Genomic DNA, 24,010 nt, shown 5'->3' on the forward strand with positions numbered 1-24,010 from the left:
AAGGTTAAAAAAAACCTTGCAGGACAAATCAATTAATCCCTGATAATACTTCTGGAAATTACAATCTTTTGTATTTCAGAAGTCCCTTCGTAAATCTGTGTAATTTTTGCATCGCGCATTAAACGCTCAACGTGGTATTCTTTAACAAAGCCATTACCACCATGAATTTGTACCGCTTCAACGGTATGTTCCATTGCCACTTTTGAGGCATATAATTTCGCCATCGCGCTAGACATATCGTAGTTGTTACCTTGGTCTTTGTCCCAGGCCGCTTTCATCACCAAATGGCGCGCCGCAGCAATTTCGGTATGCATATCGGCGAGTTTAAAAGCAATGGCTTGGTGGTTGCAAATTTCTGTTCCAAACGCTTTTCGTTCTTTAGAGTATTTTAAAGCCAACTCATAAGCACCTTGGGCAATTCCGAGTGCTTGGGCGGCAATGCCTATTCGTCCGCCAGAGAGTGTTTTCATTGCAAATCGAAAGCCAAAACCGTCATCGCCAATCCTGTTTTCCTTAGGCACTTTTACATCGTTAAATTGAAGGGTGTGGGTGTCGCTTCCGCGGATGCCCAATTTATCTTCTTTTGGTCCCACATGAAAACCTTCCGTACCTTTTTCAACAATAAACGCATTAATCCCGTGCGACCCTTTGTCGCGGTCGGTTTGCGCAATTACCAAATACACATCGGCACGACCACCACTGGTAATCCAGTTTTTTGTACCATTAATAAGGTAATGGTCGCCTTTATCAATAGCCGTGGTTTTTTGCGACGTGGCATCGCTGCCAGCTTCGGGTTCACTTAAACAAAATGCGCCAATGTTTTCGCCAGTGGCCAACTTGGTTAAATATTTTTCTTTTTGAGCTTCGGAGCCATAAGCTTCAAGCCCGTAACAAACCAACGAATTATTTACCGATACAATTACCGAAGCCGAAGCATCAATTTTCGATAACTCTTCCATAATCAATACATAAGAAATCGCATCCATTCCGCTTCCGCCGTATTTTGGGTCAACCATTATGCCCATAAACCCTAAGTCTGCCATTTTTTTAACCAACTCCGCAGGAAATTCTTGTTTGTTATCGCGTTCAATAACACCAGGAAGTAGTTCGGTTTGAGCAAATTCGCGAGCGGCATCGCGTATCATTTTATGTTCTTCTGAAAGGTTGAAATTCATAATTCGTAATTAAAATATAGTTTTTGTAAAAAATGTTTACAAATATAGCTTTTAATTGTGAATTCTTAAAAATTAAAACTTAGTTTTCGCTTGCTCTTTCTTTTATAAATTTACACGATAATTGATATTAAAATATCTTGCAAGTTGGCTCTGTGGTTATTTGATTGAAGATGATTACTTTTACTTATTATGATGAAATCGAAATTTAACGTTATTGGCGTGATGTCCGGAACATCCTTGGATGGCATAGATGTGGTTTATGTTACATTTGAATATAAAAACACTTGGCGTTTTGAAATTAAACAGGCCGAAACCATGGCATATACTAATGAATGGCAACACATTCTTAAAAATTTAGTTTCGTATTCTTCCGATAAATTAGTGCAAATAGACAAGGATTATACCCTCTATTTAGCGAATGTTATCAATAATTTTATTAAAAAACATCATATAAAACATTTAGATGCGGTATGTTCCCATGGTCACACGGCTTTGCATCAACCCGAAAAGAAGCTCACTTATCAAATAGGAAATTTACCCAATATTGCCAATTTATTGAATACTAAGGTGGTTTGCGATTTCAGGTTTCAAGATGTTGAGTTTGGTGGTCAAGGCGCGCCATTGGTCCCCATTGGAGATAAATTGCTGTTTTCAGAATATCAGTATTGCATCAATTTAGGCGGTTTTGCCAATGTGTCTTACGAAGCTGAAAACAAACGGGTCGCTTTTGATATTTGTCCGGTAAACATCGTGCTGAATTATTATGTCAAACAACTTGGGTTTGACTATGATGACAAAGGTGAAATAGCGTCAACAGGAACGGTAAATAAGGAATTATTGGAAGAATTAAACTGCCTAAGTTTTTATAAAGAAACACCGCCAAAATCCTTGGGATTGGAATGGGTAAACACACATATTTTTCCTTTAATTGATGCTTTTGAATTAGAAATAAAAGATGTTTTAAGAACCTTTGTTGAGCACGCAGCCATTCAAATTGCCCATATAATTGGCAGCGATAAACAAAAAACGGTGCTTTTAACAGGTGGCGGCGCCTATAATACATTTTTTGTGGAAAGTATAAAACAGCGTTCCAAAACCTGGATTGTAATCCCATCAAAAACCATTGTGGAATTTAAAGAAGCCTTGATTTTTGCGTTTTTAGGCGTACTAAAATTAAGGGGTGAAATAAATTGTTTGCAAAGCGTAACGGGCGCAAAAAAAGACCATAGTTCGGGTAAGATATATCTGCCTTAAAATTTATTGCAATTTAATATTTCACGACCTTTAGTTTTTTATATTTGTTAAATTAATAATTTAAATACTTTCAGGATAATGGATCAACTTTAGCTACGCTTAATAATAAAACGAGATGAAAAAAATTAAGCTAAAATGAACCGATTATTATTAAGAAATGAAAGCATTATTAAAAAAATACGAAAACAAAGAACCCGAGATAGTTTTTAATTGGAAAGACCCCGAAACCGATGCTGAAGGTTGGGCGGTTATAAACTCACTGCGTGGAGGCGCAGCAGGAGGTGGAACCAGAATGCGAAAAGGTTTGGATATGAACGAAGTATTGTCTTTAGCAAAAACCATGGAAATTAAATTTACCGTATCCGGCCCTTCTATTGGTGGTGCTAAATCTGGCATTAATTTCGACCCTAAAGACCCACGTAAAAAAGGCGTTTTAGAGCGTTGGTACGCAGCCGTATCGCCATTGCTTAAAAGCTATTACGGTACAGGTGGCGATTTGAATGTTGATGAAATTCACGAAGTTATCCCGATTACAGAAGAAAGTGGGGTTTGGCATCCGCAAGAAGGTGTTTTTAACGGGCACTTTAAACCTACCGAAGCCGATAAAATTAACAGAATCGGCCAACTGAGACAAGGCGTTATAAAGGTTATCGAGAATCCGGTATATTCCCCGAGCGTTTCAAGAAAATACACCGTAGCTGATATGATTACGGGCTTTGGTGTTGCCGAGGCGGTTAAACAATATTACAATATTTATGGTGGAAATGTTGCGGGTAAGCGCGCCGTTATACAGGGTTTTGGTAATGTTGGTGCTGCAGCTGCATTTTATTTGTCTCAAATGGGCGCTAAAATAGTTGGTATTATTGATATCTCAGGCGGATTAATTAACGAAAACGGTTTTACTTTCGAAGAAATTACTAACTTGTTCCTAGCTAAAACAGGAAATGCACTTATATCCAAAAATGTTATTCCCTTTGAAGAAGCCAACAAAAAAATATGGTCTATTAAAACCGAGATATTTGCTCCTTGCGCTGCGTCGCGATTGATTACCATTGATCAAATTGATAAGATGATAGATAGTGGATTGGAAGTTATATCTTGTGGCGCTAACGTGCCTTTTGCGGATAAGGAAATCTTTTTTGGACCCATTATGGAGCATACTGATTCTCGCGTAAGCCTTATTCCAGATTTTATTTCGAATTGTGGAATGGCACGCGTTTTTGCCTATTTTATGGAACGCCGAGTACAAATGACCGATGAAGCTATATTTAACGACACCTCAAATAAAATAAAAGAAGCTATTGAAAAAGTACATCATAAAAACCAATTTAAAACCGGAATAAGCGCAACCGCATTTGAAATTGCCTTAAGCCAACTCATTTAAAATCAAATTTATGGAATTAACAATTATTTTAATATTTGTAATCGGTTATCTGGCCATTACCCTCGAGCACAATTTAAAAATAGATAAATTAATTCCAGCGCTGGTCATGATGGCTATTTGTTGGGCTTTAATTGCTTTGGGAATTGAAGGCTTTCCGCAATGGTTCGATTCGGCAAACCACAATTTGTTGGACAATTTTGGCGGTTTAGCGCTTGAGGAAAAAACACATTTAATGGAGGAAACGCTGTTGCATCACCTTGGGAAAACAGCCGAAATCCTTGTGTTTCTTTTGGGTGCCATGACCATAGTGGAAATCATTGACTATTTTGATGGCTTTTCTACCATTAAAGCCTATATTAAAACCACTAGCAAAAAAAGAATCCTATGGATTTTTGGATTTTTGGCGTTTTTCCTATCTGCGATAATCGACAATTTAACAGCAACAATTGTTCTTATTTCCATACTTCAAAAAATCATTTTAGATAGAAATATCCGTATTTGGTACGCTGGTTTAATCATTATTGCTGCCAATGCCGGAGGTGCTTGGTCGCCAATAGGCGATGTAACCACAACGATGCTCTGGATTGGTAAAAAAGTAACCACGGGGCATTTATTTGTGTATTTGTTTATCCCTTCGCTATTATGTATGCTGGTGCCGTTTTTTATCGCTTCATTCTTGCCTGCTTTTAAGGGTAACATTGATAAAATCGATGAAAACCTTGCTAAACCTACCTCTAAATACAGTTCTGTAATGCTTTATTTAGGTTTAGGCGGTATTGTATCTGTGCCAATATTTAAAACCTTAACGCATTTGCCGCCTTATGTGGGGATGATGCTTGCACTGGGCGTTGTAGCGACTTTTGCTGAAATTTACAGCAACAGAAAATTTGCATTGTCCTTTGATGCACATGAAGAATCGGACCATCAAGGACATCACAGTCCGGTGCACCATTCGCTTTCTAAAATCGAAATGCCGAGTATTTTATTCTTTTTGGGGATTTTAATGGCGGTTGCCGCATTAGAATCTTTAGGAATTCTATTCGGATTTGCGTCCAGTTTACAAGACCATATGCCTATGTTGGGCACCGAGTTGCACCACGAAGGCGTTTCGGATATAGTTGTGTTGTTGTTGGGCGTAGGCTCTGCCGTAATTGATAATGTGCCTTTGGTAGCTGCCAGTTTAGGTATGTTTTCCGAGCCTATCGATAACGAATTATGGCACTTTATAGCCTATTCCGCAGGAACAGGTGGTAGTATGCTAATCATTGGCTCCGCTGCTGGTGTTGTGGCCATGGGCATGGAAAAAATAGACTTTTTCTGGTATTTAAAAAAGATAGCGTGGTTAGCCGCAGTTGGTTTCTTAGTAGGTGCTGCCGCATTTATGTTTACCAGAACTCTATTTTAATATACTTTAACAAAAAAAGATACGTTATACAGTTGCAATAAATTTAATTATATGCTAAACATTTTATTACTAAACATGCAAGAAGGAGCAGAATTGCTTACCGATGAGGAATCAGTTGAAAAAACCCTTTCAATTATCGAATTAATAAGTAGTGGTGGCGTAGCCGGACAAGTTATAATTGCCATTTTATTTCTGTTACTTATTGTCGCTTCATACATTTATTTTGAACGATTATTCGCCATAAAAGCAGCCTCGAAAATCGATGCGAATTTTATGAATCAAATTAAGGACCATGTGAGTAACGGTAAAATTGACTCTGCTCAAATGCTGTGTGCCCAAGTCAACTCTCCGGTATCAAGACTAATTGGTAAAGGTATTTCGAGAATAGGAAAACCACTCGCCGATATTAATACGGCCATTGAAAACGCAGGGCGTTTAGAGATTTACGGATTGGAAAAAAACGTGAGTGTTCTCGCTACCATTTCCGGAGCTGCACCCATGATAGGATTTCTTGGTACGGTAGTTGGAATGATATTAGCCATATTTGAACTCGCCAATGCAGGCGGTACCATTGAAATGGACGTTTTAGCTAGCGGATTATATACCGCCATGACCACCACGGTTGCAGGTTTAATTGTGGGTATTATTGGCTATATTGCCTATAATCATTTGGTGGTAAGAACTGATAAAGTGGTGTATCAAATGGAAGCAAACTCGTTGGAGTTTTTAGATCATTTAAACGAACCTACCTAATTTAAACGGATTCCTGAATGTGAAGAAATTCTTGGTTTCTTCAAAACATATAAAAATTTAAAATAAATGAATTTTAGAGGAAGAAATAAGGTTACACCAGAATTCAATATGTCGTCCATGACCGATATTGTATTTCTGTTGCTTATCTTTTTTATGATCGCTTCAACCTTGGTTACCACCAACGCCATTGATATTATATTGCCAAAAGCAAGTGGTAAAACCGAAAACAAAAGATCGGTTGCCGTGAGTATTAAAAAAGATTTAACGTATTATATCGATCAGAAACGCGTGGGCATTAGTGTTTTGGAAAACGAATTAATGGCGGCATTATCATCGCAAGAAAAGCCAACTATTGTTTTAAGGGCTGAAAAATCGGTGCCGGTTGAAAACGTGGTAAAAGTCATGGATATCGCCAATAGGAATAAATTCAAAGTTATTTTAGCTGTAAAGCCTAATTAATTGAATAGAACTATTAAATTTTCGATTTATTTATTAATTGGAGTAGCTTTACTTTTAGTGCTTTTTCAATTAGTGAGATTAGAAAAAAATAGAAAACTTAATTCTATTAATCTTACTACATTGGAAGTTGAAAAAGATTCAATTGCTTCGAAAAGTATGATGATTAAAATATCTGATAGTGATGTTTATTTTTTAGATGGAAGTTTAGTGAAATTTGAAGATTTAGAGAATAGAGTTTTAATGAAAAGAAATAATGACTCTATTAAAACAATTGTAATAAAAGCTGAAAAGTCTGTGCAAGTAAAAAATATAGTAGAGGTCATGGATATTGCTAATAGAAATAAATTTAAAGTTATTTTTTCTGTTAAACCAGATTAAAAACTATATTGAAAAGTTTTTTTAAAAATGAAATATTTTGAAACAGTACATGAAAAGAATTCAGCTAGAATCACAGCGTTGATTGCTATTATTCTTTTGGTGCTATTGTTTGTGGTGGGCACAACGTATATGGATCCGCCAGAAGAATATGGTGTTGCCGTAAATTTTGGAACAACAGATTTTGGAAAAGGCAATGTGCAGCCTAAAAAACCAGTAAAATCGGAGCCAAAGGAAATAGAAGAACCACCACAACCCGAGGCTACAAAAGCAGAACCAACAAAATCTTCAGAAACTAAAGAGGAGGTTTTAACTGAAGATAACTCTGAAGCCATTGCCATTAAAAAACAAAAGGAAGCCGAGGCAAAAGCCAAAGCCATCGCCGATGCTAAAGCCAAGGCCGAGGCCGATAGAATTGCCAAAGAAAAGCGTGAGCAAGAAGAAAAAAAGAAAAAATTGGATGCTTTAATTGGAGGTGTGAGTAAATCTGAAGGTACAGAAACCGGTAGCGAAGGCAACGATAATAAAGCAGGCGATAAAGGGCAATTGGATGGCGACCCTTATGCTCCAAGTTATTTTGGTCCAGGTTCGGGCTCAGGAACTGGTGGTGTTGGCTACGGTTTAAATGGTCGCGGTAGAGCTTCGTTTAAAACCATTAAGCAAGATTGCAACGAGTCGGGAAGAGTTGTGGTAAGGATTGAAGTAGATAGAAGTGGTAACGTTATAAAAGCGGAACCCGGTCAAAGAGGTACAACCAATACTGCACAGTGTTTATTAGAGCCAGCAAAAAAAATAGCCCTTTCCCATAAGTGGCCGGCAGATTCAAAAGCACCAGCTAAACAAATCGGTTTTGTTAGTGTAAACTTCAAATTAAGTCAGTAGCAATACCGAATAAACTTTAAAATGAATCGCATAAATCGCTTCTTTTTAGCTTATTCTTCGTTAAAAACTAAAACTATTCTTAAATTATTTGTCTAGATTAATCCAAAAATAATTCAATTTATTTATGTGCAATATTAAAATTCATTTGGTATAATGACGTATCAAGATACCCTCAATTGGATGTTCTCTCAACTGCCAATGTATCAGAAACAGGGCAAAACGGCATTCAAAAAAGATTTATCAAATACCTTAAAACTAGCCGAACATTTAGATCACCCAGAGCATAAATTCAAATCCATTCATGTAGCCGGCACCAATGGCAAAGGGTCAACAAGCCATATGTTGGCATCAATTCTCCAAGAGGGGGGTTATAAAGTGGGACTTTATACTTCACCGCATTTAAAGGATTTTAGAGAGCGTATCAAAGTCAACGGGAAAGTAGTTAGCAAACAGTTTGTAATCGGGTTTATAAAACGAAATAAAGCTTTTTTTGAAACCCATCCCTTGTCTTTCTTTGAAATGACTGTTGGCATGGCATTCGATTATTTTTCAAAAGCTCAAGTTGATATTGCTGTTATTGAAGTGGGCTTAGGTGGCAGATTGGATTCCACAAATATCATTACCCCGGAAGTTTCGGTAATTACCAATATTGGTTTTGATCACACCCAATTTTTAGGAAACACATTTGATGCGATTGCTTTTGAAAAAGGCGGTATTATCAAACCCCATATTCCTGTGGTTATTGGCGAAACTCAACAAGAAACCAAACCGGTTTTTCAAGCATTGGCTAAGGCTAACAACTCAGAAATCGTTTTTGCCGATAAAGAAATTACCCAAGTTTTAAAATCAGATTTATTAGGAAGCTATCAATCAAAAAACATTAAAACGGTTATCCAAACGGTTAAAGCGCTTCAAAAGAAAGGATACAAAATTTCGGAAAAAAATATAAAACAAGGATTGTCTCAGGTTGTTAAAAACACGGGTTTGTTAGGGCGCTGGCAAACTTTAAACGATTCACCCAAAGTGGTTTGCGATACAGGGCACAATAGGGAAGGTTTGCAATATGTAATGCAGCAACTTTTAAACGAAAAATTTAATGCGCTTCATATTGTTTTTGGGGTTGTTAATGACAAAGACTTAAGTACCATTGTAGACTTACTGCCCAAAAGTGCCATCTATTATTTTTGCAAACCGGATATTCCTAGAGGAATGGATGCCCATAAACTCAAGGCGGAATTCAATAAACACCATCTTAAGGGAGAGGCCTATAATTCTGTAAACGAAGCTTATCAAACAGCTTTTAAACAAGCCGGTTTATCCGATTTTATCTTTGTTGGCGGTAGCACTTTTGTGGTTGCAGAAATAATTTAAAATTTTATTGAAAAAGTTTTTGCAATATTAAAAACTAGATTATATTTGCAGTCCTATTTAGAGGGCGCGTAGCTCAGTTGGTTCAGAGCACTTGGTTTACACCCAAGGGGTCAGGGGTTCGAATCCCTTCGCGCCCACAAAAATTTAAAACCTAATAAATTGATTATTAGGTTTTTTTATTTCTTAAAATAATCATCATCATATTTTAAGGTTATAAATATTTTTGCTACTTTTAGGTAAATCCCTCAGTATGAATGGCTCTAGTATTAAGAATGTATATAAAGAAATATTCAAATCGTACGATAACCCTTCCTTAGAAAAACATATTGAGAAAATTATTGAGTTAGACACCTTCTTGCCGTATAGTTCAACTTTTTTCTGTATTACCAACACACAAAGCCTAACTTTTGAGTATATAAGCAAAAACATGCCTGCTTGCCTTGGGTTGGATAAAAAAACATTGGAAAAAAAAGGCATGCGATATTTTTGGAGTAGAATGCATCCCGACGATTTGGAAGAGTGGCTTCAGGCGTTAAACGACCTTATGGATTTTACGTTGAACAATACTAAGGTTGAAGACAGAAAAAGAATGAGTTACACCTGGAATTATCGACTGAAGAATTCTAGTGACGACTATGTTAATATTGTTCAAAACACCACGCCACTTGGATTTGATAGCGATTTTAAGCCTATAATTGGACTAGCGCATTATACGGTGTTATCGCCAGAAATTAAATTACAGGTATGCGCAACAGCTAAACTGTTGAATGAGAAAAATGAATACGAGACCATTTATTTTAATAACTGTTCTCAAAAACTGTTGTCTGCAGGAATAAGTAACAGAGAACGAGATATTGTTAGGTTGCTGGTTTTAAATTACTCAAGCAAACAGATAGGCGATAAATTAAATATTAGTCCGAATACCGTTGACACACATCGCAGGAATATTCTTAAAAAACTGAATATATCGTCTACAGGTGAGCTAATTGGGATGCTAAAAATGAATGAACACTTTATATAATTGAAGAATTACTCAAATTGAGTATTGCGTATTATTTGAGATTCAAACATCTTTGCAATGCTATTAATTTAGTTCTTAGGGAGAATTATTGGTGTCTGGTTATAATTTATAATCAGACACCTTTTTTTTGGAATAGATTTTAAAGTAGTTCCAGGACCCTTTCTAAAGCCATACCACGAGAACCTTTTATTAATAAGGTGGTATTTTTCATCTGAGTGAAATCAAAATCGTTTTTAAAATCTTCAAACGATTTATATTGAATTACTTTTTTTGAATCACTTTCAGATTGATAAAAATTTTCTCCAATAAAAATAGTTTTGTCAACATTTAAAGAAGTTGCCAAATCTGTAATGTTTTGATGTTCTTTTTTAGCATCGTTACCCAGCTCGAACATATCGCCAAGAACAGCGATTTTAGGCCCTGTCTGTTTTTCAAAATTAAGCAAAGCGGCATGCATGCTAGTTGGGTTTGCATTGTAGGCATCTAAAATAATGTTGTTTGTGCCTTTTTTAATGATTTGCGAACGATTATTTGTCGGTATATAATTTTCAATAGCATTTTTAATAGCATCATCGGGAACTTTAAAATAGTTTCCTATGGCTATGGCGGCGGCAATATTACCAAAGTTGTAATCGCCAATTAGTTGGCTTTTTATAATTAAGCCGTTGTATTTACAAGCTACAAACGGTTGGGCATCAATAAATTCAATTGTAGTATCAACAAAGGTGTTGTTTCCAAAAACAAATCGATTGGCGCCTTTTGTTTTGTTCACTTGAATCGTATCATTTCCATTTACAAAAACGGTTTTGTTGTTGGCCATTAAATAATCGTACATTTCGCTTTTCCCTGTAATAACGCCTTCAACGCTACCAAAACCTTCTAAATGAGCTTTCCCAAAATTGGTAATATAACCGTAATCTGGCTTAGCAATATGACATAAAAATTCAATTTCCTTTAAATGATTTGCACCCATTTCTACAATACCAATTTCGGTATTCAAGTCCATGGAAAGCAATGTTAACGGCACCCCAATATGATTGTTTAAATTGCCAACAGTTGCCGTTGTTTTATATTTTTGGGAAAGTACTGCGTTTATTAGTTCTTTGGTGGTTGTTTTTCCGTTACTACCCGTTAAGGCTATTATGGGAACGTTTAAGTGTTTCCTATGAAATATAGCTAATTCTTGCAGTGTTTCAAGTACATTGTTAACCACAATGGCTTGGGCTGAGGTTTTGTATTGGTTATCATCAATAACGGCGTATTTCGCGCCTTTTTTGAGCGCTTTTTCCGCATACATATTGCCATTAAAATTATCGCCTTTTAGTGCGAAAAACATATCGTCTTTTTTAATTTTTCTAGTGTCCGTACAAACCGAATTACATTCTAAAAAAAGACTATGTAGGTTTTCTATATTCAATATAAAGTAGTTTTATGGTTTAGATTCCTTCCTTCGCAGGAATGACAATTTCAACAGAAACTCAGCTAAAGTTGAGAATTTATTCTACAAATAAAAGTATAAAAAAAGTCCTAATGTAAGTTAGGACTTTTTTAATATTATTTTTTTAGAAGTTTTTTAATTCTTTGTTTTGTTTTTAGATTTACTTTTTGAGCCTACACGAGACATGGCACATCTAAATCCGATATAATCGGTTGCCATATCCTGTGGGAAGTAGCGTCTTTGAGCTGGGTCTAACCAATACTCTCTGTCTTTCCACGAACCGCCTTTATAAACTCTAACTTTATCGTTTATTAAAGAAGATCTGTTATTGCTTTTGTCGTATTCTCTAATAATGTTTCCTAAAGAATCTCTGGTAATTCTATGTTTAGGCGAGTTATACATTTGTTGTGTTTCAGCTTCTGCTTTACTATCTAATTCCTCGTCGTCGTTAAAGCTTTCAAATAAACGCGAAGAACGCTTGTCGCCATCTCTAAAGTTTATTTCATTACTTCTATCGAAATTGGTACGCAGGTATGTTTCGTTTTCATCAATAGGAACCTGTAAAATTTGACCTGGTAAATTTCTGGCAATTACTTTTCCGTTGGATAAGGTGTCGTAAACAATGTCATCTGAAGTAACTAATTTTACTGAGCCATCTTCGTTTATAGCGTTTTTGGTATAAACGTTACCTCGGTAATAATTAAAGTCGTTAAACTCATCGTCTATAATAGGCCTGTAAACATCGGCTACCCATTCAGCTACATTACCAGCCATGTCGTATAATCCGAAATCGTTTGGTTCGTAAGATTTTACAGCGTTGGTAATATCTGCTCCATCATCAGACCAACCAGCAATACCACCGTAATCTCCTTTTCCTTGTTTGAAGTTAGCCAATTGATCACCGCGAATCTTACGTTTTCCAGAACGTGTGTATTGTCCGTCCCATGGGTATTTTTTTCTACCTCTATAAAGGTTATAGCTTCTAATTTCACTTAACCCTAAAGCTGCATATTCCCACTCGGTTTCTGTTGGAAGTCTGTATTTTGGAGAAATAATGCCTGTTTCACGCGTTGCATAAATACCGGTTTCGTTTCCGTCGGCATCGGTTCTAACATTTCTTCTTCCTCTGGTATCTGGGTTTATAATTTCTTCATTACCGCCGTAAGTTAAGGTAGGCGCGTTTATATAAGTATCCGTGTTAAAAGTTTGATCTGCATTAACCTCTAAGGTTTTGGCATCTCTTTTTAAATAACCTGCTTTTTCAAGATAAAACTCATTCACACGGTCCGATCTCCAATTGGCATATTCAACCGCTTGAATCCAGCTTACACCAACCACAGGATATTCTGCATAACCCGGGTGACGTAAATAGTTTTCAGTCATTATTTCGTTAAATCCTAAACGATTTCTCCAAACTAAAGTATCTGGCAATGCGCCTTGATAAATGGCTCTAAAGTTTTCATCGCTTGGTGGATAAACACGTTTAATCCAATCTAAGTATTCTAAATACATCACATTGGTAACTTCAGTTTCGTCCATATAAAACGATTGAACGTGCTGCTGAGTTGGCGTATTATTCCAATCGTGCATCACATCGTCCTGTACTTTTCCTTTTGTAAAAGTTCCGCCTTCTATAAAGACTAAACCTGGGGCGGTTTCTTGTTCTTTAAAACTGGTATTGTATTGAAAACCACCTTCTCTGTCGTTGATTTGCCACCCTGTAGCTCTAGAACTATTCTTTGAGCTCGAAGATTTTTTACAACCAATAGCGGTTACAGATAGTGCTAAAACTACCATAACCTTTAATGCTACTACTTTTTTCATATCCATACGTTTAAGTAAGCTAATAATATTTTTGGTGCTGCAATATAAGAATTAAACCGAATAACACAAGTAATTTTTTGCATTTTAACCAAAAAAATATGCATTTCACCCTATTTTTTAAACATTACAACGATGTTTTTGCTGTTTTTCATCATTGATTTGTGATTAATAAACGCACGATTTACTAATTTATTATTGTATTTTTGAATCGGTTTTTAAATTTGTTATTTATTTTGATAATAACATCATATAAAAGCCGTTATTCTAGCGATGAAAGAGAACATTTTAATTTTGTTTTTATTTATTTCTGCTGCCGTATTTTCGCAGCAAAAAAAGTTTACCATTAAATGGGACGGTCATCAAACCATTTCCGGTGGCAACTATAGTTTAAAAATACCGGCTTTTAATGCCGAACATTTTAGCTACGATTTCAACGAAGGTTTGCTATTTGTTGCACAGTGGGAAACTTCAACAGCCGTTAACGAAGCTTCAATAAAAATCAGTCAGGTTACATACGCTCCAATTTCTATGGACGATTTAAAGGATTTGGATGTTAATACCATTGGAAATGAGTTGAAATTCACTTTAAAAAATTCAAAAGCCAGACATCAACAATTTGCCTTTTTTCAACTAACGCCCATTATAAAAGATGCCAATGGGACTTATAAAAAAGTGCAATCTTTTCAAATAAATTACAATACCAGTGCCAATAGATCGGCCGCGGTTAATAAATTTAATGCGACTTCCGGGGTTGTTACAAATTCGGTTTTAAGCTCAGGCGCGTGGTTTAAGTTTTATGTAGATACTACGGGTGTGTTTAAAATATCCAAAAGTTTTTTACAAAATTTAGGGGTAAATGTAAACAGTGTTGACCCGCGTACCATAAAATTATATGGCAATGGCGGACGCATGATACCGTATTCAAACGCGATAGCCCACCCTTTGGATGTTACCGAAAATGCCATAAAATTTGTTGGAGAGGAAGATGGTGTTTTTAATGACGAAGACCATATTTTATTTTACGCTCAAGGCCCCAAAGGATTTAACGCAGAGAGCAATACCAACATTAATTGTTATACCGATATAACCTATTATTATATCAATGTGGGTTCTGGTTTGGGCAAGCGTATCCAACCCATGGGCCAACCTGCAGGACCCGTGGATATGATGATTGACACGTTTGAAGATTACAAATTTCATGAAGTAGACGAGCACAATATTGCCTTTTTGGGGAGGCGTTGGTTTGGCGACCGTTTTGATATTGATAACGACAAAACTTTTGAATTCGATTTCCCAAATCTAGAAACTTCTGTTCCTATTAACCTTAGGGTTTACGTGGCGTCAACGTCATCAACACAAAGCAGTATGCAAATTAGCGTTAACGGAAGTTCGGTATCAAGTTTATCCATTCCGGGAGCTTCAAATCCAAGTTTGGCAAATGAGGCCTCGTATATTGGGAATATAAATGTAAACTCGTCCAATATTAGCGTGAATCTTAATTACGACAATCAAGGCAACCCTAGCGGCTTGGGCTATTTGGATTATATTTCTATTGAAGCAACCAGAGCTTTAAGTTTTACCGATAAACAATTTCAATTTAAGCATAGCGCCGTGGCTACGGCTTCGGGCATAGGGCAGTATAATATTGCAAATGCGTCACAAATTTCAGAGGTTTGGGAGGTTACCGATTTATATAATGCCACAAGCTTTGTTAACGCAGATACCAGTGCCAACCTTTCTTTTACTTCAGTTTTAGGAAGCCTCAAAACGTATGTTGCCCTAACACCAACAGATTATTTTGAGCCTAAAATGGATGCTGATAGAACCGTGGCCAATCAAAATATAAAGGGTACTATTTTTCAGAATAGCGATGGACAATTTCAAGATGTCGATTATATTATTGTAGCACCAAATAACATGCTCAATCAAGCGGAACGATTGGCCCAAATTAATCGGAATCAATATAATTTGAATGTAAAAACAGTCGGTTTAAACGAAATATATAATGAGTTTAGCACAGGAAATCAGGATGTTGGCGCCATCAGAAATTTAGTAAAATATGTTTACGACAATGCCAGCACGCCAGAAAACAGGATTAAATACGTGTGTTTGTTTGGAGATGGTTCATTCGATTATAAAGATCGAATCCCAAACAACACCAACATAGTGCCTTCGTGGTACTCGTACAATAGTTTCAACCTAACCAATTCCTTTGTTTCAGACGATTTTTATGGGATGATGGATGCCAATGAAGGTACTATGGCCACAAGCGATAAATTAGATGTTGCCGTGGGCAGAATATTGGCCGATACGCCACAACGTGCCAAAGATATGGTGGATAAAATTGAAAGCTATTACGTAAAAGAAGCTTTTGGTAGTTGGCGGAATAATTTTGTAGTCGTTTCTGATGACGTCGATAAAGATTGGGAAGGCATTTTACAACAAACCACAGATAATGTTGGGAATAACGTTAGTCAGGAAAAACCATTTATAAACGTTATAAAAATACATACCGATGCTTTTAAACAAGAGGCTTCAGCTGGTGGGAACAGATATCCACAAGTAACAGAGTCTTTAGTTAATGCTATTGATAATGGGGCATTGGTGGTCAATTATTTTGGACATGGCGGAGAAGAAGGTTTGGCCCAAGAACGTATTTTAACAAAGCCCGATGTAGAAGGGTTCCGAAACTTTTGTAAGCTCAATTGTTTTGTAACCGTAACCTGCGAGTTTACCAAATTCGATAATCCGTTTAGGGAAACTGCCGGCGAATTTACCTATTGGAATAAAAAAGCGGGAGCGATTGGTTTAATTACCACAACAAGACAGGTTTTTGTGAACTTTGGAATCACCTTCAATAATGAATTGGAACAGTATTTATTTTCATATAGTAATATCGATACTTACGAAGATTACGAATACCCATCCATGGCAGAGGCTTTAAGATTAACGAAAAATGACCCATCAATTTCCAGCCAAAGTCAAAGGCGCTTGGTGTTTTTTATTGGAGACCCAGCCATGAAATTGGCATTTGCGAAACCCAACGTTAGATTAACGAGAATTAACGATGTTCCCGTCACACAGGCCACCGATACCTTAAAAGCGTTGAGTTACGTAAAACTTGCCGGCGAGGTTACCGATGTGTCGGGCAATGTTTTAACTAATTATAACGGCACGCTTTCAACCACTATTTACGACAAAAACATTCAAAGGCAAACCCTGGCAAACGATGGTACGCGATTAAATGGCCAACTGATAAAAATGGATTTTGAAACCTTGGGGGAAATAATTTTTAGAGGACAAGCATCGGTTACAAATGGGCAATTTGAATTCGATTTTGTCGTGCCAAAAGACATTGGAATTCCCGTAGGTTTCGGAAAGGTTAGCTTTTATTCAAAAAATGAAGCCTTACTTGAAGATCAGTCGGGTGCCAGCCTCAATACCGTTAAAATAGGAGGGGTAAACAACAATGCTGCCGAAGACAATATTGGCCCCGTGATTGCCCTTTACATGAATGACGAGAATTTCGTCTCTGGAGGCATAACCAACGAATCGCCAACATTATTGGCTAAATTAGAAGACGAAAACGGTATAAATACAGCAAGTGGTATTGGTCACGATATTGTAGCCATTATCGATGGCGACGAAACCAATCCGTTTATATTAAACGATTATTATCAAACCGAAGTCGACGATTACAAAAAAGGTGTCGTCTCTTTTCCCTTTAGAGATTTAGAGCCTGGGCTTCATACGCTAACCCTAAAAGCTTGGGATGTGTATAATAATTCGTCGGTTTCCGAAATTCAATTTATTGTATACGATAAGGATGAAGAATTGGTTATTAACAATGTGCTTAACTACCCAAATCCGTTTGTTAATTACACAGAATTTTGGTTTAATCACAATAGTTCAGACCCTTTAAACGTTTCAATACAGATATTCACCGTTTCGGGCAAATTGGTTAAAACCCTTAACGGACAAACCAATGCGGGAACCAAAACCACAAGTTCGTTGTCCAGAGATATAGTTTGGGATGGAAGGGACGATTTTGGCGATAAAATAGGAAAAGGCGTGTATATATATAAGCTTACGGTGCAATCTGATTTGCTAAATAAAAAAGTAGAAAAAATAGAAAAACTTGTAATCCTTTAAGCTAAAAACGTTTATAATCGAAGATTTTAACAAGTTGAGGAGATTTAGAAAAAGTTTTGAAATAAAAATTATATTTGTTAAATAAAACTATCCCATGAAGAACGGAATATTGCTATTAATGGCATTTGCTTTTGTATTAAAAATAAATGCTCAAGGCGAAACTATTATTTTTGATAACCAAGAAAGACGCGTAATTACCACAGGAGTACCATTTGTTTTAATAGCACCAGATGCCCGAGCCGCTTCTATGGGCGATATGGGTGTAGCCACTTCGGTTGATGCTTTTTCGCAGCAATGGAACTCATCAAAATATGTATTCTCAGAATCAAAATCAGGTCTAGCAGTAAGTTACACACCTTATTTAAGTAAATTGGTTAATGATATTTTTTTAGGAAACGTTACCTATTTTAACCGATTGGATGAGCGTAGTGCCTTTGCAGCTAGTTTTAAATATTTTTCTTTAGGAGATATTGAATTTGTTCAAGATGAATTTTCTCAGGCATTAATTCAAAGACCCAACGAATTAACTATTGATGCATCTTATGCTTTACGATTAACAGATCAATTCGCTATGTCGGTAGCCATGCGCTATCTGCGTTCCGATTTAAAATTAGATACCGGAAATAACGATACCGCTGCTGCGAGTACTTTTGGAGTAGATATTTCAGGCTTTTATCAAAGCGAAGAAGAAGCGTATAACGATTTTAACGGACGCTGGAGAATGGGATTCGCCATTCAAAACATCGGGCCAAAGTTTAAATACGATGAAGGCGGACAAGAAAATTTCCAACCTACGATACTTCGTTTAGGTACAGGTTTCGATTTTATTTTTGATGATTATAATAAAATAGCCGTAACGGCCGAGGTTGGTAAACTATTAGTGCCAACACCACCGGTTTATGGGTTTGTTGACGAAGATGGTAACGGAACCCAAGCCACAGATGGAAGCGAACCAACCATAATTGTAAAGGGCAAAGATCCAGACGTGAGTTTTTTAACAGGTATGTTTCAATCGTTCGGCGATGCCCCAGACGGGTTTAGCGAAGAGTTAAAAGAGTTCACGTGGTCATTAGGAGCCGAATATTTATATCAAGATTCGTTTGCCTTTAGAGCGGGTTATTTTAACGAAAGTGAAGATAAAGGGGCAAGAAAGTTTTTAGCCCTTGGTGCAGGATTCAAATACAATGTGGTTAATATCGACTTGTCGTATTTGTTTTCAGCTTCAAAAGTACAAAGTCCTTTAGAAAATACATTGCGCTTTTCATTAACCTTTAATATTGGCGCCGGTACTTATAATGAGTTTTAATCTTACACCAAATAAATTATTTATAAAAAACTATTGTCGCAAAACAATAGTTTTTTTGTTTATATTGAAAAATAATTCCGCGATGCACAGCATTTGGGATTCCGTTTATGATGGCCATTCTTATGGTTTTATTTTCAGTTAATAAACGGACAACAAATAATACATACACGATGAAGGAAGTAAAAATAGAATCAACACTCTATGTTTTTGAGGATTTAAGTGAGGTACCAAAAGATGTTGTAAAATTAATGCATAAAGCCATTGAAGCCAGGGAAAATGCCTATGCGCCCTATTCAAAATTTAACGTTGGCGCCGCGATTCTTTTAGATAATAACGAAATAATTATAGGAAGTAATCAAGAAAATGCCTCGTATCCTTCGGGCTTATGTGCCGAACGAACGGCCATTTATTATGCAGGCGCAAAATACCCTGAAGCCAAAATAGTAAGAATGGCTATTACGGCGGGTTCCAAAAAAAATAAAACAACAAGTCCCATTCCGCCATGTGGTGCATGCCGACAAACCATAGCAGAGTACGAAGTAAAGCAACACACACCTATTGAAATTTATTTTATGGGCGAAACGGGTAAAGTAGCTAAGTCTAATTCCTTGGCAAATTTACTGCCTTTGGTGTTTGATAAATCTGTACTATAACGTTTTAGTATAAAATTTACTATTTTCAGTTTTTTCATTAATGACTAAAGTGTTACTTTTGTTATTCGCTTGTTTCAATTTTAAATTGGAACGGTATATTTTGAAATCTCGAGATGATTAATCTGGAGTATTATTTTAGATCTAAATAATAAACTAAATGCAAAAAATAACTAAAGAAGTATACCTAAAATGGTATGAAGACATGTTGTTCTGGAGAAAATTTGAAGATAAATTAGCTGCAGCATATATACAACAAAAGGTAAGAGGGTTTCTTCATTTGTATAACGGTCAAGAAGCTGTTTTGGCAGGTGCTTTACACGCTATGGATTTAACTAAGGACAAAATGATTACGGCATACCGTAACCACGTGCAGCCCATCGGCATGGGTGTAGATCCAAGGCGCGTTATGGCCGAACTTTTTGGAAAAGCAACCGGAACCTCACAAGGTTTAGGTGGCTCTATGCACATTTTTTCTAAAGAACACCGTTTTTATGGTGGTCACGGTATAGTTGGCGGACAAATTCCTTTAGGCGCTGGAATTGCCTTTGGCGATAAATACCACGGTGTAGATGGCGTAACTTTATGCTGTTTTGGCGATGGTGCCGCAAGACAGGGCTCGTTGCATGAAACCTTTAATATGGCCATGCTTTGGAAATTACCGGTAGTATTTGTTTGCGAAAATAATGGTTATGCCATGGGAACCTCGGTGGAAAGAACCGCAAACCATTCAGAAATATGGAAACTTGGTAAAGGCTACGAAATGCCTTGTGGGCCAGTTGATGGGATGAATCCCATAAAGGTTGCAGAAGCTTTTGATGAAGCCATTCAACGCGCACGTCGTGGCGATGGGCCAACATTTTTAGAGCTTAAAACATACCGTTACAGAGGGCACTCCATGAGTGACGCCCAACATTATAGAACCAAAGATGAGGTTGAAGAATACAAAAAAATCGATCCTATTACCCAAATTAAGGATGTTATTATAGAAAAGAAATATGCCACAGAAGACGATATTAAAGTAATCGATAAACGTGTTAAAGCTTTAGTTTCAGAATGTGAAAAATTTGCTGAAGAGTCGCCGTTCCCTGAAAAGAATGTGATGTACGATGCAGTATACGAACAAGAAGATTATCCATTTATACAACATAAATTATAAGCTATGGCAATAGTAGTAAATATGCCACGTTTAAGCGACACCATGGAAGAGGGTACCGTTGCGGCTTGGTTAAAAAAAGTAGGTGATAAGGTAGAAGAAGGTGATATTTTAGCGGAAATTGAAACCGATAAAGCTACTATGGAATTTGAATCTTTTAACGAAGGCACTTTGCTTCATATTGGTGTTCAAGAAGGTGAAACCACAAAAGTGGATGAGCTTTTGGCCATTATAGGCGATGAAGGCGAAGATATTTCCGATTTAATAAATGGAACGGCTAACGCTTCCGCGGAAGCGAAAGAAGAATCAAAAGAAGAGGAAAAAGCGCCAGCTGAAACGGAATCAAAAGAAGAGACTTCAACAGAAGCAGATTTACCTGAAGGCGTTATAGTAGTAACCATGCCGCGTTTAAGCGATACCATGGAAGAAGGTACTGTAGCAACCTGGTTAAAAAAAGTAGGCGATACGGTTGAAGAAGGCGATATTCTAGCTGAAATTGAAACCGATAAAGCCACCATGGAATTCGAATCTTTCCAATCAGGAACGCTATTGGAAATCGGTTTGCAAGAAGGAGAATCGGCAAAAGTAGATGCGCTATTGGCAATTATTGGCCCCGCGGGAACAGATGTTTCGGGCGTAGCCGCTAATTTTGCAACATCTTCGGCACCGGCTAAAACGGAAGAAGCACCTAAGGCAGAGCCTAAAAAAGAGGTGTCTAAACCTGCGCCAACGTCAGCATCGACCCAAAGACCTAGTGCACCAACGCCAACACCTGTTGTGGATGGCGGACGCTTATATGTCTCGCCATTAGCTAAAAAAATGGCAGAAGAAAAAGGTATTAATCTATCGCAAGTTCAAGGTTCAGGAGAAAACGGACGAATTATAAAACGCGATATTGAAAATTATACACCTGCAGCATCGGCTGCCTCTGTGGGTAAATTTGTGCCTTCCGGACAAGAAGATTTTGATGAGGTTGCAAACTCAAATATGCGCAAAGCCATTGCTAAAAACTTGGCAAAATCCAAATTTACAGCACCACATTATTACTTAAATGTGGAGTTCGATATGGACAATGCAATAGCGTTCCGCGAGCAATTCAATACCTTGCCAGATACAAAAATATCCTTTAATGATATGATTGTAAAGGCCTGTGCATTGGCTTTAAAACAACACCCGCAAGTAAATTCGCAGTGGTTTGATGATAAAATGCGCTTGAATAACCACGTGCATATTGGCGTAGCGGTTGCTGTGCCAGATGGATTGGTTGTTCCGGTTGTGAAATTTGCCAATGAACAATCCTTGCCACAACTTAATGCCGCCGTTAAAAATTTTGCTGGAAGAGCAAGAAATAAAAAGTTAACGCTCGACGAAATGGAGGGTAGCACCTTTACGGTTTCAAACCTTGGTATGTTTGGTATAGAAAGCTTTACGTCTATTATCAATCAGCCAAATTCAGCCATACTATCTGTTGGCGCCATTGTGCAAAAACCGGTTGTGAAAAATGGACAAGTGGTACCGGGAAATACTATGAAATTATGTTTGGCCTGCGACCACAGAACGGTTGATGGAGCTACCGGGTCTTTATTCTTGCAAACCCTTAAAGGATATATTGAAAACCCTGTGACGATGCTTGTATAAAATGTCCTGCGAAAGCAGAAAACTATATAATATAAAACCTGTTTCATAACAATTGAAGCAGGTTTTTTTTATCTTTAAATTTTTAAAATTATAACATGAAAATACAATTAGGCATTATCGCAATAACTACAATTTTAAGTTGCAGTGCTCAAAAAACAATAGTTCAACCTGAAGCTAACATGAGTGAAGCTAAAGAGGTAACTCAAAAAACACCGGCAACTTTTGTTATTTCAGAAAAAAACGTAAAATCAAGCTTGGAATATTTAGCTTCGGATGATTTAGAAGGCAGAAATACAGGAAGTGAAGGCATAGAAAAAGCAGCGGTTTTTATTGAGGATTTCTTCAAAAAAAACAAGGTAAAACCCTTTTTTAAAACGTATCGGGATAGTTTTAATTTAAAGGAAATTATAGGTTATAACATGGTTGGCTATGTTGAAGGGAACGACCCAAAACTTAAAAACGAGTTTGTTATACTTGGTGCGCACTACGATCATATCGGGTATGGTGAAGCTGTAAATGGCGACAGTATTGCCAATGGAGCAAACGATGATGCCTCGGGAACTGTTGCCGTTTTAAAATGGGCCAAATACTTTTCAAAAACAAAAAGTAATAAGCGCAGTGTGCTTTTTACTTTGTTTTCAGCAGAGGAAATGGGGTTGAAAGGCTCAAGCCATTTAGCTAAAAGGCTAAAAGAGGAAAACCTCAATTTGTATACCATGATTAATTTTGAAATGATTGGCGTACCTAGGGCAGAGGATGAAATAACGGCCTATATATCGGGTTACGAAAGATCGAATATGGGACAAAAGTTAAACGAGTACGGTGGAAAAGAACTAATTGGATTTTTTCCTAAAGCTAAAGAGTTCCAACTGTTTAAAAGGTCTGATAATTATCCATTTTATCAAGCATTCAAAATACCGGCACACGCCATTTCTACTTTCGATTTTACAAATTTTGATTATTACCACCATGTAGATGACGAAGCCGATAAAATGGATTTTAAGCACATGACGAATTTTATTAATCTAATGATTCCTGCTTTGGAAGGCATGATAAATGCACCAACACAGGACATAAAAATGAACGATGAGTAACATAATAATTACAGGAACAAGTAGAGGTATAGGGTTTGAGTTGGTAAAACTATTTGCAAAAGCAGGGCACAAAGTTTTGGCGCTTTCGCGGAATGAAAAACCAATTAAAGACTTACAATTGGAACATGTTAGTACGATGTCGTTTGATTTGTCTGACGCAAAAGCATACCGTAAAGTTGAAGCTTTTGTAAAAGAAAATTGGCAACAAGTAGATGTGCTAATCAACAATGCCGGTGCGCTAATAAACAAAGCATTTGCCGAAACATCTATATCAGATTTTGAATACGTTTACAAAACCAACGTTTTTGGAGTTGCGGAACTAACACGAGTTGTGTTGCCCTTTATGAAAAACAACAGTCATGTAGTTACCATAAGCTCGATGGGCGGCGTGCAAGGCAGTATGAAATTTCCCGGGTTGGCCGCTTACAGTTCCAGTAAAGCCGCCGTTATTACGTTAACGGAATTGCTCGCTGAAGAATATAAAGAATCAGGTGTTTCGTTTAACGTGCTGGCATTAGGCGCTGTACAAACCGAAATGTTGGAAGAGGCCTTTCCTGGGTATGTTGCACCAACCACAGCTTTGGAAATGGCACAATATATTTTCGATTTTTCATTAAACGGCAATAAATATTACAATGGTAAACTGTTGCAGGTTTCTAATTCTACGCCGTAA

General features: G+C 37.0%; 19 protein-coding genes and 1 tRNA gene. 17 read left to right on the forward strand and 3 right to left on the reverse strand.

Going from position 1 to position 24,010, the window contains the following annotated elements:
* Window positions 1-32 precede the first annotated feature (32 nt).
* Complete coding sequence (locus tag ACN5J7_RS15170) at window positions 33-1,175, reverse strand: acyl-CoA dehydrogenase (protein WP_418604552.1); 1,143 nt, start codon at window positions 1,173-1,175, stop codon at window positions 33-35.
* A gap of 189 nt (window positions 1,176-1,364) precedes the next feature.
* Here ACN5J7_RS15170 and ACN5J7_RS15175 point away from each other — a divergent pair, with 189 nt between their 5' ends.
* The 10 genes from ACN5J7_RS15175 (at window position 1,365) to ACN5J7_RS15220 (ending at window position 10,079) form a co-directional block, all read left to right on the forward strand.
* Window positions 1,365-2,429, forward strand: a complete 1,065-nt coding sequence (locus tag ACN5J7_RS15175; protein ID WP_418604553.1) for an anhydro-N-acetylmuramic acid kinase — start codon at window positions 1,365-1,367, stop codon at window positions 2,427-2,429.
* A 157-nt stretch (window positions 2,430-2,586) separates the two neighbouring features.
* On the forward strand, window positions 2,587-3,813 hold the full coding sequence (locus ACN5J7_RS15180; RefSeq protein ID WP_311934897.1) for a Glu/Leu/Phe/Val dehydrogenase dimerization domain-containing protein: 1,227 nt from the start codon (window positions 2,587-2,589) through the stop codon (window positions 3,811-3,813).
* A 10-nt stretch (window positions 3,814-3,823) separates the two neighbouring features.
* Window positions 3,824-5,218, forward strand: a complete 1,395-nt coding sequence (gene nhaD / locus ACN5J7_RS15185) for a sodium:proton antiporter NhaD (protein ID WP_418604554.1) — start codon at window positions 3,824-3,826, stop codon at window positions 5,216-5,218.
* Between the two features lie 51 nt (window positions 5,219-5,269).
* Window positions 5,270-5,971 carry a MotA/TolQ/ExbB proton channel family protein gene (locus ACN5J7_RS15190; protein ID WP_311934893.1) on the forward strand — a complete coding sequence of 234 codons (702 nt, stop codon included), beginning with the start codon at window positions 5,270-5,272 and terminating at the stop codon, window positions 5,969-5,971.
* A gap of 66 nt (window positions 5,972-6,037) precedes the next feature.
* Window positions 6,038-6,430 carry a biopolymer transporter ExbD gene (locus ACN5J7_RS15195; RefSeq protein ID WP_311934891.1) on the forward strand — a complete coding sequence of 131 codons (393 nt, stop codon included), beginning with the start codon at window positions 6,038-6,040 and terminating at the stop codon, window positions 6,428-6,430.
* Window positions 6,431-6,808, forward strand: a complete 378-nt coding sequence (locus ACN5J7_RS15200) for an ExbD/TolR family protein (protein WP_418604555.1) — start codon at window positions 6,431-6,433, stop codon at window positions 6,806-6,808. It abuts the gene before it with no gap.
* A gap of 27 nt (window positions 6,809-6,835) precedes the next feature.
* The gene (locus ACN5J7_RS15205; RefSeq protein WP_311934889.1) at window positions 6,836-7,687 is read left to right on the forward strand and encodes an energy transducer TonB; all 852 of its coding nucleotides are present in this window, start codon (window positions 6,836-6,838) and stop codon (window positions 7,685-7,687) included.
* 153 nt (window positions 7,688-7,840) lie between these two features.
* A complete protein-coding gene (locus ACN5J7_RS15210) occupies window positions 7,841-9,058 on the forward strand; it encodes a folylpolyglutamate synthase/dihydrofolate synthase family protein (RefSeq protein ID WP_311934888.1) in 1,218 nt (405 codons plus the stop codon).
* Between the two features lie 62 nt (window positions 9,059-9,120).
* Window positions 9,121-9,195, forward strand: a tRNA-Val gene (locus tag ACN5J7_RS15215).
* Window positions 9,196-9,308: 113 nt separating this feature from the next.
* On the forward strand, window positions 9,309-10,079 hold the full coding sequence (locus ACN5J7_RS15220; protein WP_311934886.1) for a response regulator transcription factor: 771 nt from the start codon (window positions 9,309-9,311) through the stop codon (window positions 10,077-10,079).
* Window positions 10,080-10,218: 139 nt separating this feature from the next.
* Here ACN5J7_RS15220 and ACN5J7_RS15225 read toward each other — a convergent pair whose 3' ends face one another.
* Entirely contained in the window at window positions 10,219-11,496 is a 1,278-nt protein-coding gene (locus tag ACN5J7_RS15225; protein WP_418604556.1) for a UDP-N-acetylmuramoyl-tripeptide--D-alanyl-D-alanine ligase, read from the reverse strand.
* A 156-nt stretch (window positions 11,497-11,652) separates the two neighbouring features.
* On the reverse strand, window positions 11,653-13,347 hold the full coding sequence (gene gldJ / locus ACN5J7_RS15230) for a gliding motility lipoprotein GldJ (protein ID WP_311934883.1): 1,695 nt from the start codon (window positions 13,345-13,347) through the stop codon (window positions 11,653-11,655).
* A gap of 264 nt (window positions 13,348-13,611) precedes the next feature.
* Here gldJ and porU point away from each other — a divergent pair, with 264 nt between their 5' ends.
* The 7 genes from porU (at window position 13,612) to ACN5J7_RS15265 (ending at window position 24,010) form a co-directional block, all read left to right on the forward strand.
* Window positions 13,612-17,493: a type IX secretion system sortase PorU gene (gene porU, locus ACN5J7_RS15235; RefSeq protein ID WP_418604557.1), complete on the forward strand. Its 3,882-nt coding sequence runs from the start codon at window positions 13,612-13,614 to the stop codon at window positions 17,491-17,493.
* Between the two features lie 94 nt (window positions 17,494-17,587).
* Window positions 17,588-18,799 carry a type IX secretion system outer membrane channel protein PorV gene (gene porV / locus ACN5J7_RS15240; protein ID WP_311934878.1) on the forward strand — a complete coding sequence of 404 codons (1,212 nt, stop codon included), beginning with the start codon at window positions 17,588-17,590 and terminating at the stop codon, window positions 18,797-18,799.
* A gap of 170 nt (window positions 18,800-18,969) precedes the next feature.
* Entirely contained in the window at window positions 18,970-19,452 is a 483-nt protein-coding gene (gene cdd, locus ACN5J7_RS15245; protein ID WP_311934877.1) for a cytidine deaminase, read from the forward strand.
* A gap of 157 nt (window positions 19,453-19,609) precedes the next feature.
* Entirely contained in the window at window positions 19,610-20,608 is a 999-nt protein-coding gene (pdhA, locus tag ACN5J7_RS15250) for a pyruvate dehydrogenase (acetyl-transferring) E1 component subunit alpha (protein WP_311934876.1), read from the forward strand.
* Window positions 20,609-20,611: 3 nt separating this feature from the next.
* Window positions 20,612-22,243, forward strand: a complete 1,632-nt coding sequence (locus ACN5J7_RS15255) for a pyruvate dehydrogenase complex dihydrolipoamide acetyltransferase (RefSeq protein WP_311934873.1) — start codon at window positions 20,612-20,614, stop codon at window positions 22,241-22,243.
* Between the two features lie 95 nt (window positions 22,244-22,338).
* Window positions 22,339-23,337: a M28 family metallopeptidase gene (locus tag ACN5J7_RS15260; protein ID WP_311934871.1), complete on the forward strand. Its 999-nt coding sequence runs from the start codon at window positions 22,339-22,341 to the stop codon at window positions 23,335-23,337.
* Window positions 23,330-24,010: an SDR family oxidoreductase gene (locus tag ACN5J7_RS15265; protein WP_311934869.1), complete on the forward strand. Its 681-nt coding sequence runs from the start codon at window positions 23,330-23,332 to the stop codon at window positions 24,008-24,010. The genes ACN5J7_RS15260 and ACN5J7_RS15265 overlap by 8 nt, the downstream gene beginning before the upstream one ends.

The organism is Hwangdonia sp. (assembly GCF_048381975.1).
GTDB classification, from domain to species: Bacteria; Bacteroidota; Bacteroidia; order Flavobacteriales; family Flavobacteriaceae; genus Hwangdonia; species Hwangdonia seohaensis.

What these genes read in the sequence shown, in the direction of transcription:
- ACN5J7_RS15170 (WP_418604552.1), bottom strand. Translation starts at nt 1,175, where the DNA reads ATGAATTTCAACCTTTCAGAAGAACATAAAATGATACGCGATGCCGCT.
- ACN5J7_RS15175 (WP_418604553.1), top strand. Translation starts at nt 1,365, where the DNA reads ATGATGAAATCGAAATTTAACGTTATTGGCGTGATGTCCGGAACATCC.
- ACN5J7_RS15180 (WP_311934897.1), top strand. Translation starts at nt 2,587, where the DNA reads ATGAAAGCATTATTAAAAAAATACGAAAACAAAGAACCCGAGATAGTT.
- nhaD (WP_418604554.1), top strand. Translation starts at nt 3,824, where the DNA reads ATGGAATTAACAATTATTTTAATATTTGTAATCGGTTATCTGGCCATT.
- ACN5J7_RS15190 (WP_311934893.1), top strand. Translation starts at nt 5,270, where the DNA reads ATGCTAAACATTTTATTACTAAACATGCAAGAAGGAGCAGAATTGCTT.
- ACN5J7_RS15195 (WP_311934891.1), top strand. Translation starts at nt 6,038, where the DNA reads ATGAATTTTAGAGGAAGAAATAAGGTTACACCAGAATTCAATATGTCG.
- ACN5J7_RS15205 (WP_311934889.1), top strand. Translation starts at nt 6,836, where the DNA reads ATGAAATATTTTGAAACAGTACATGAAAAGAATTCAGCTAGAATCACA.
- ACN5J7_RS15210 (WP_311934888.1), top strand. Translation starts at nt 7,841, where the DNA reads ATGACGTATCAAGATACCCTCAATTGGATGTTCTCTCAACTGCCAATG.
- ACN5J7_RS15220 (WP_311934886.1), top strand. Translation starts at nt 9,309, where the DNA reads ATGAATGGCTCTAGTATTAAGAATGTATATAAAGAAATATTCAAATCG.
- gldJ (WP_311934883.1), bottom strand. Translation starts at nt 13,347, where the DNA reads ATGGATATGAAAAAAGTAGTAGCATTAAAGGTTATGGTAGTTTTAGCA.
- porU (WP_418604557.1), top strand. Translation starts at nt 13,612, where the DNA reads ATGAAAGAGAACATTTTAATTTTGTTTTTATTTATTTCTGCTGCCGTA.
- porV (WP_311934878.1), top strand. Translation starts at nt 17,588, where the DNA reads ATGAAGAACGGAATATTGCTATTAATGGCATTTGCTTTTGTATTAAAA.
- cdd (WP_311934877.1), top strand. Translation starts at nt 18,970, where the DNA reads ATGAAGGAAGTAAAAATAGAATCAACACTCTATGTTTTTGAGGATTTA.
- pdhA (WP_311934876.1), top strand. Translation starts at nt 19,610, where the DNA reads ATGCAAAAAATAACTAAAGAAGTATACCTAAAATGGTATGAAGACATG.
- ACN5J7_RS15255 (WP_311934873.1), top strand. Translation starts at nt 20,612, where the DNA reads ATGGCAATAGTAGTAAATATGCCACGTTTAAGCGACACCATGGAAGAG.
- ACN5J7_RS15260 (WP_311934871.1), top strand. Translation starts at nt 22,339, where the DNA reads ATGAAAATACAATTAGGCATTATCGCAATAACTACAATTTTAAGTTGC.
- ACN5J7_RS15265 (WP_311934869.1), top strand. Translation starts at nt 23,330, where the DNA reads ATGAGTAACATAATAATTACAGGAACAAGTAGAGGTATAGGGTTTGAG.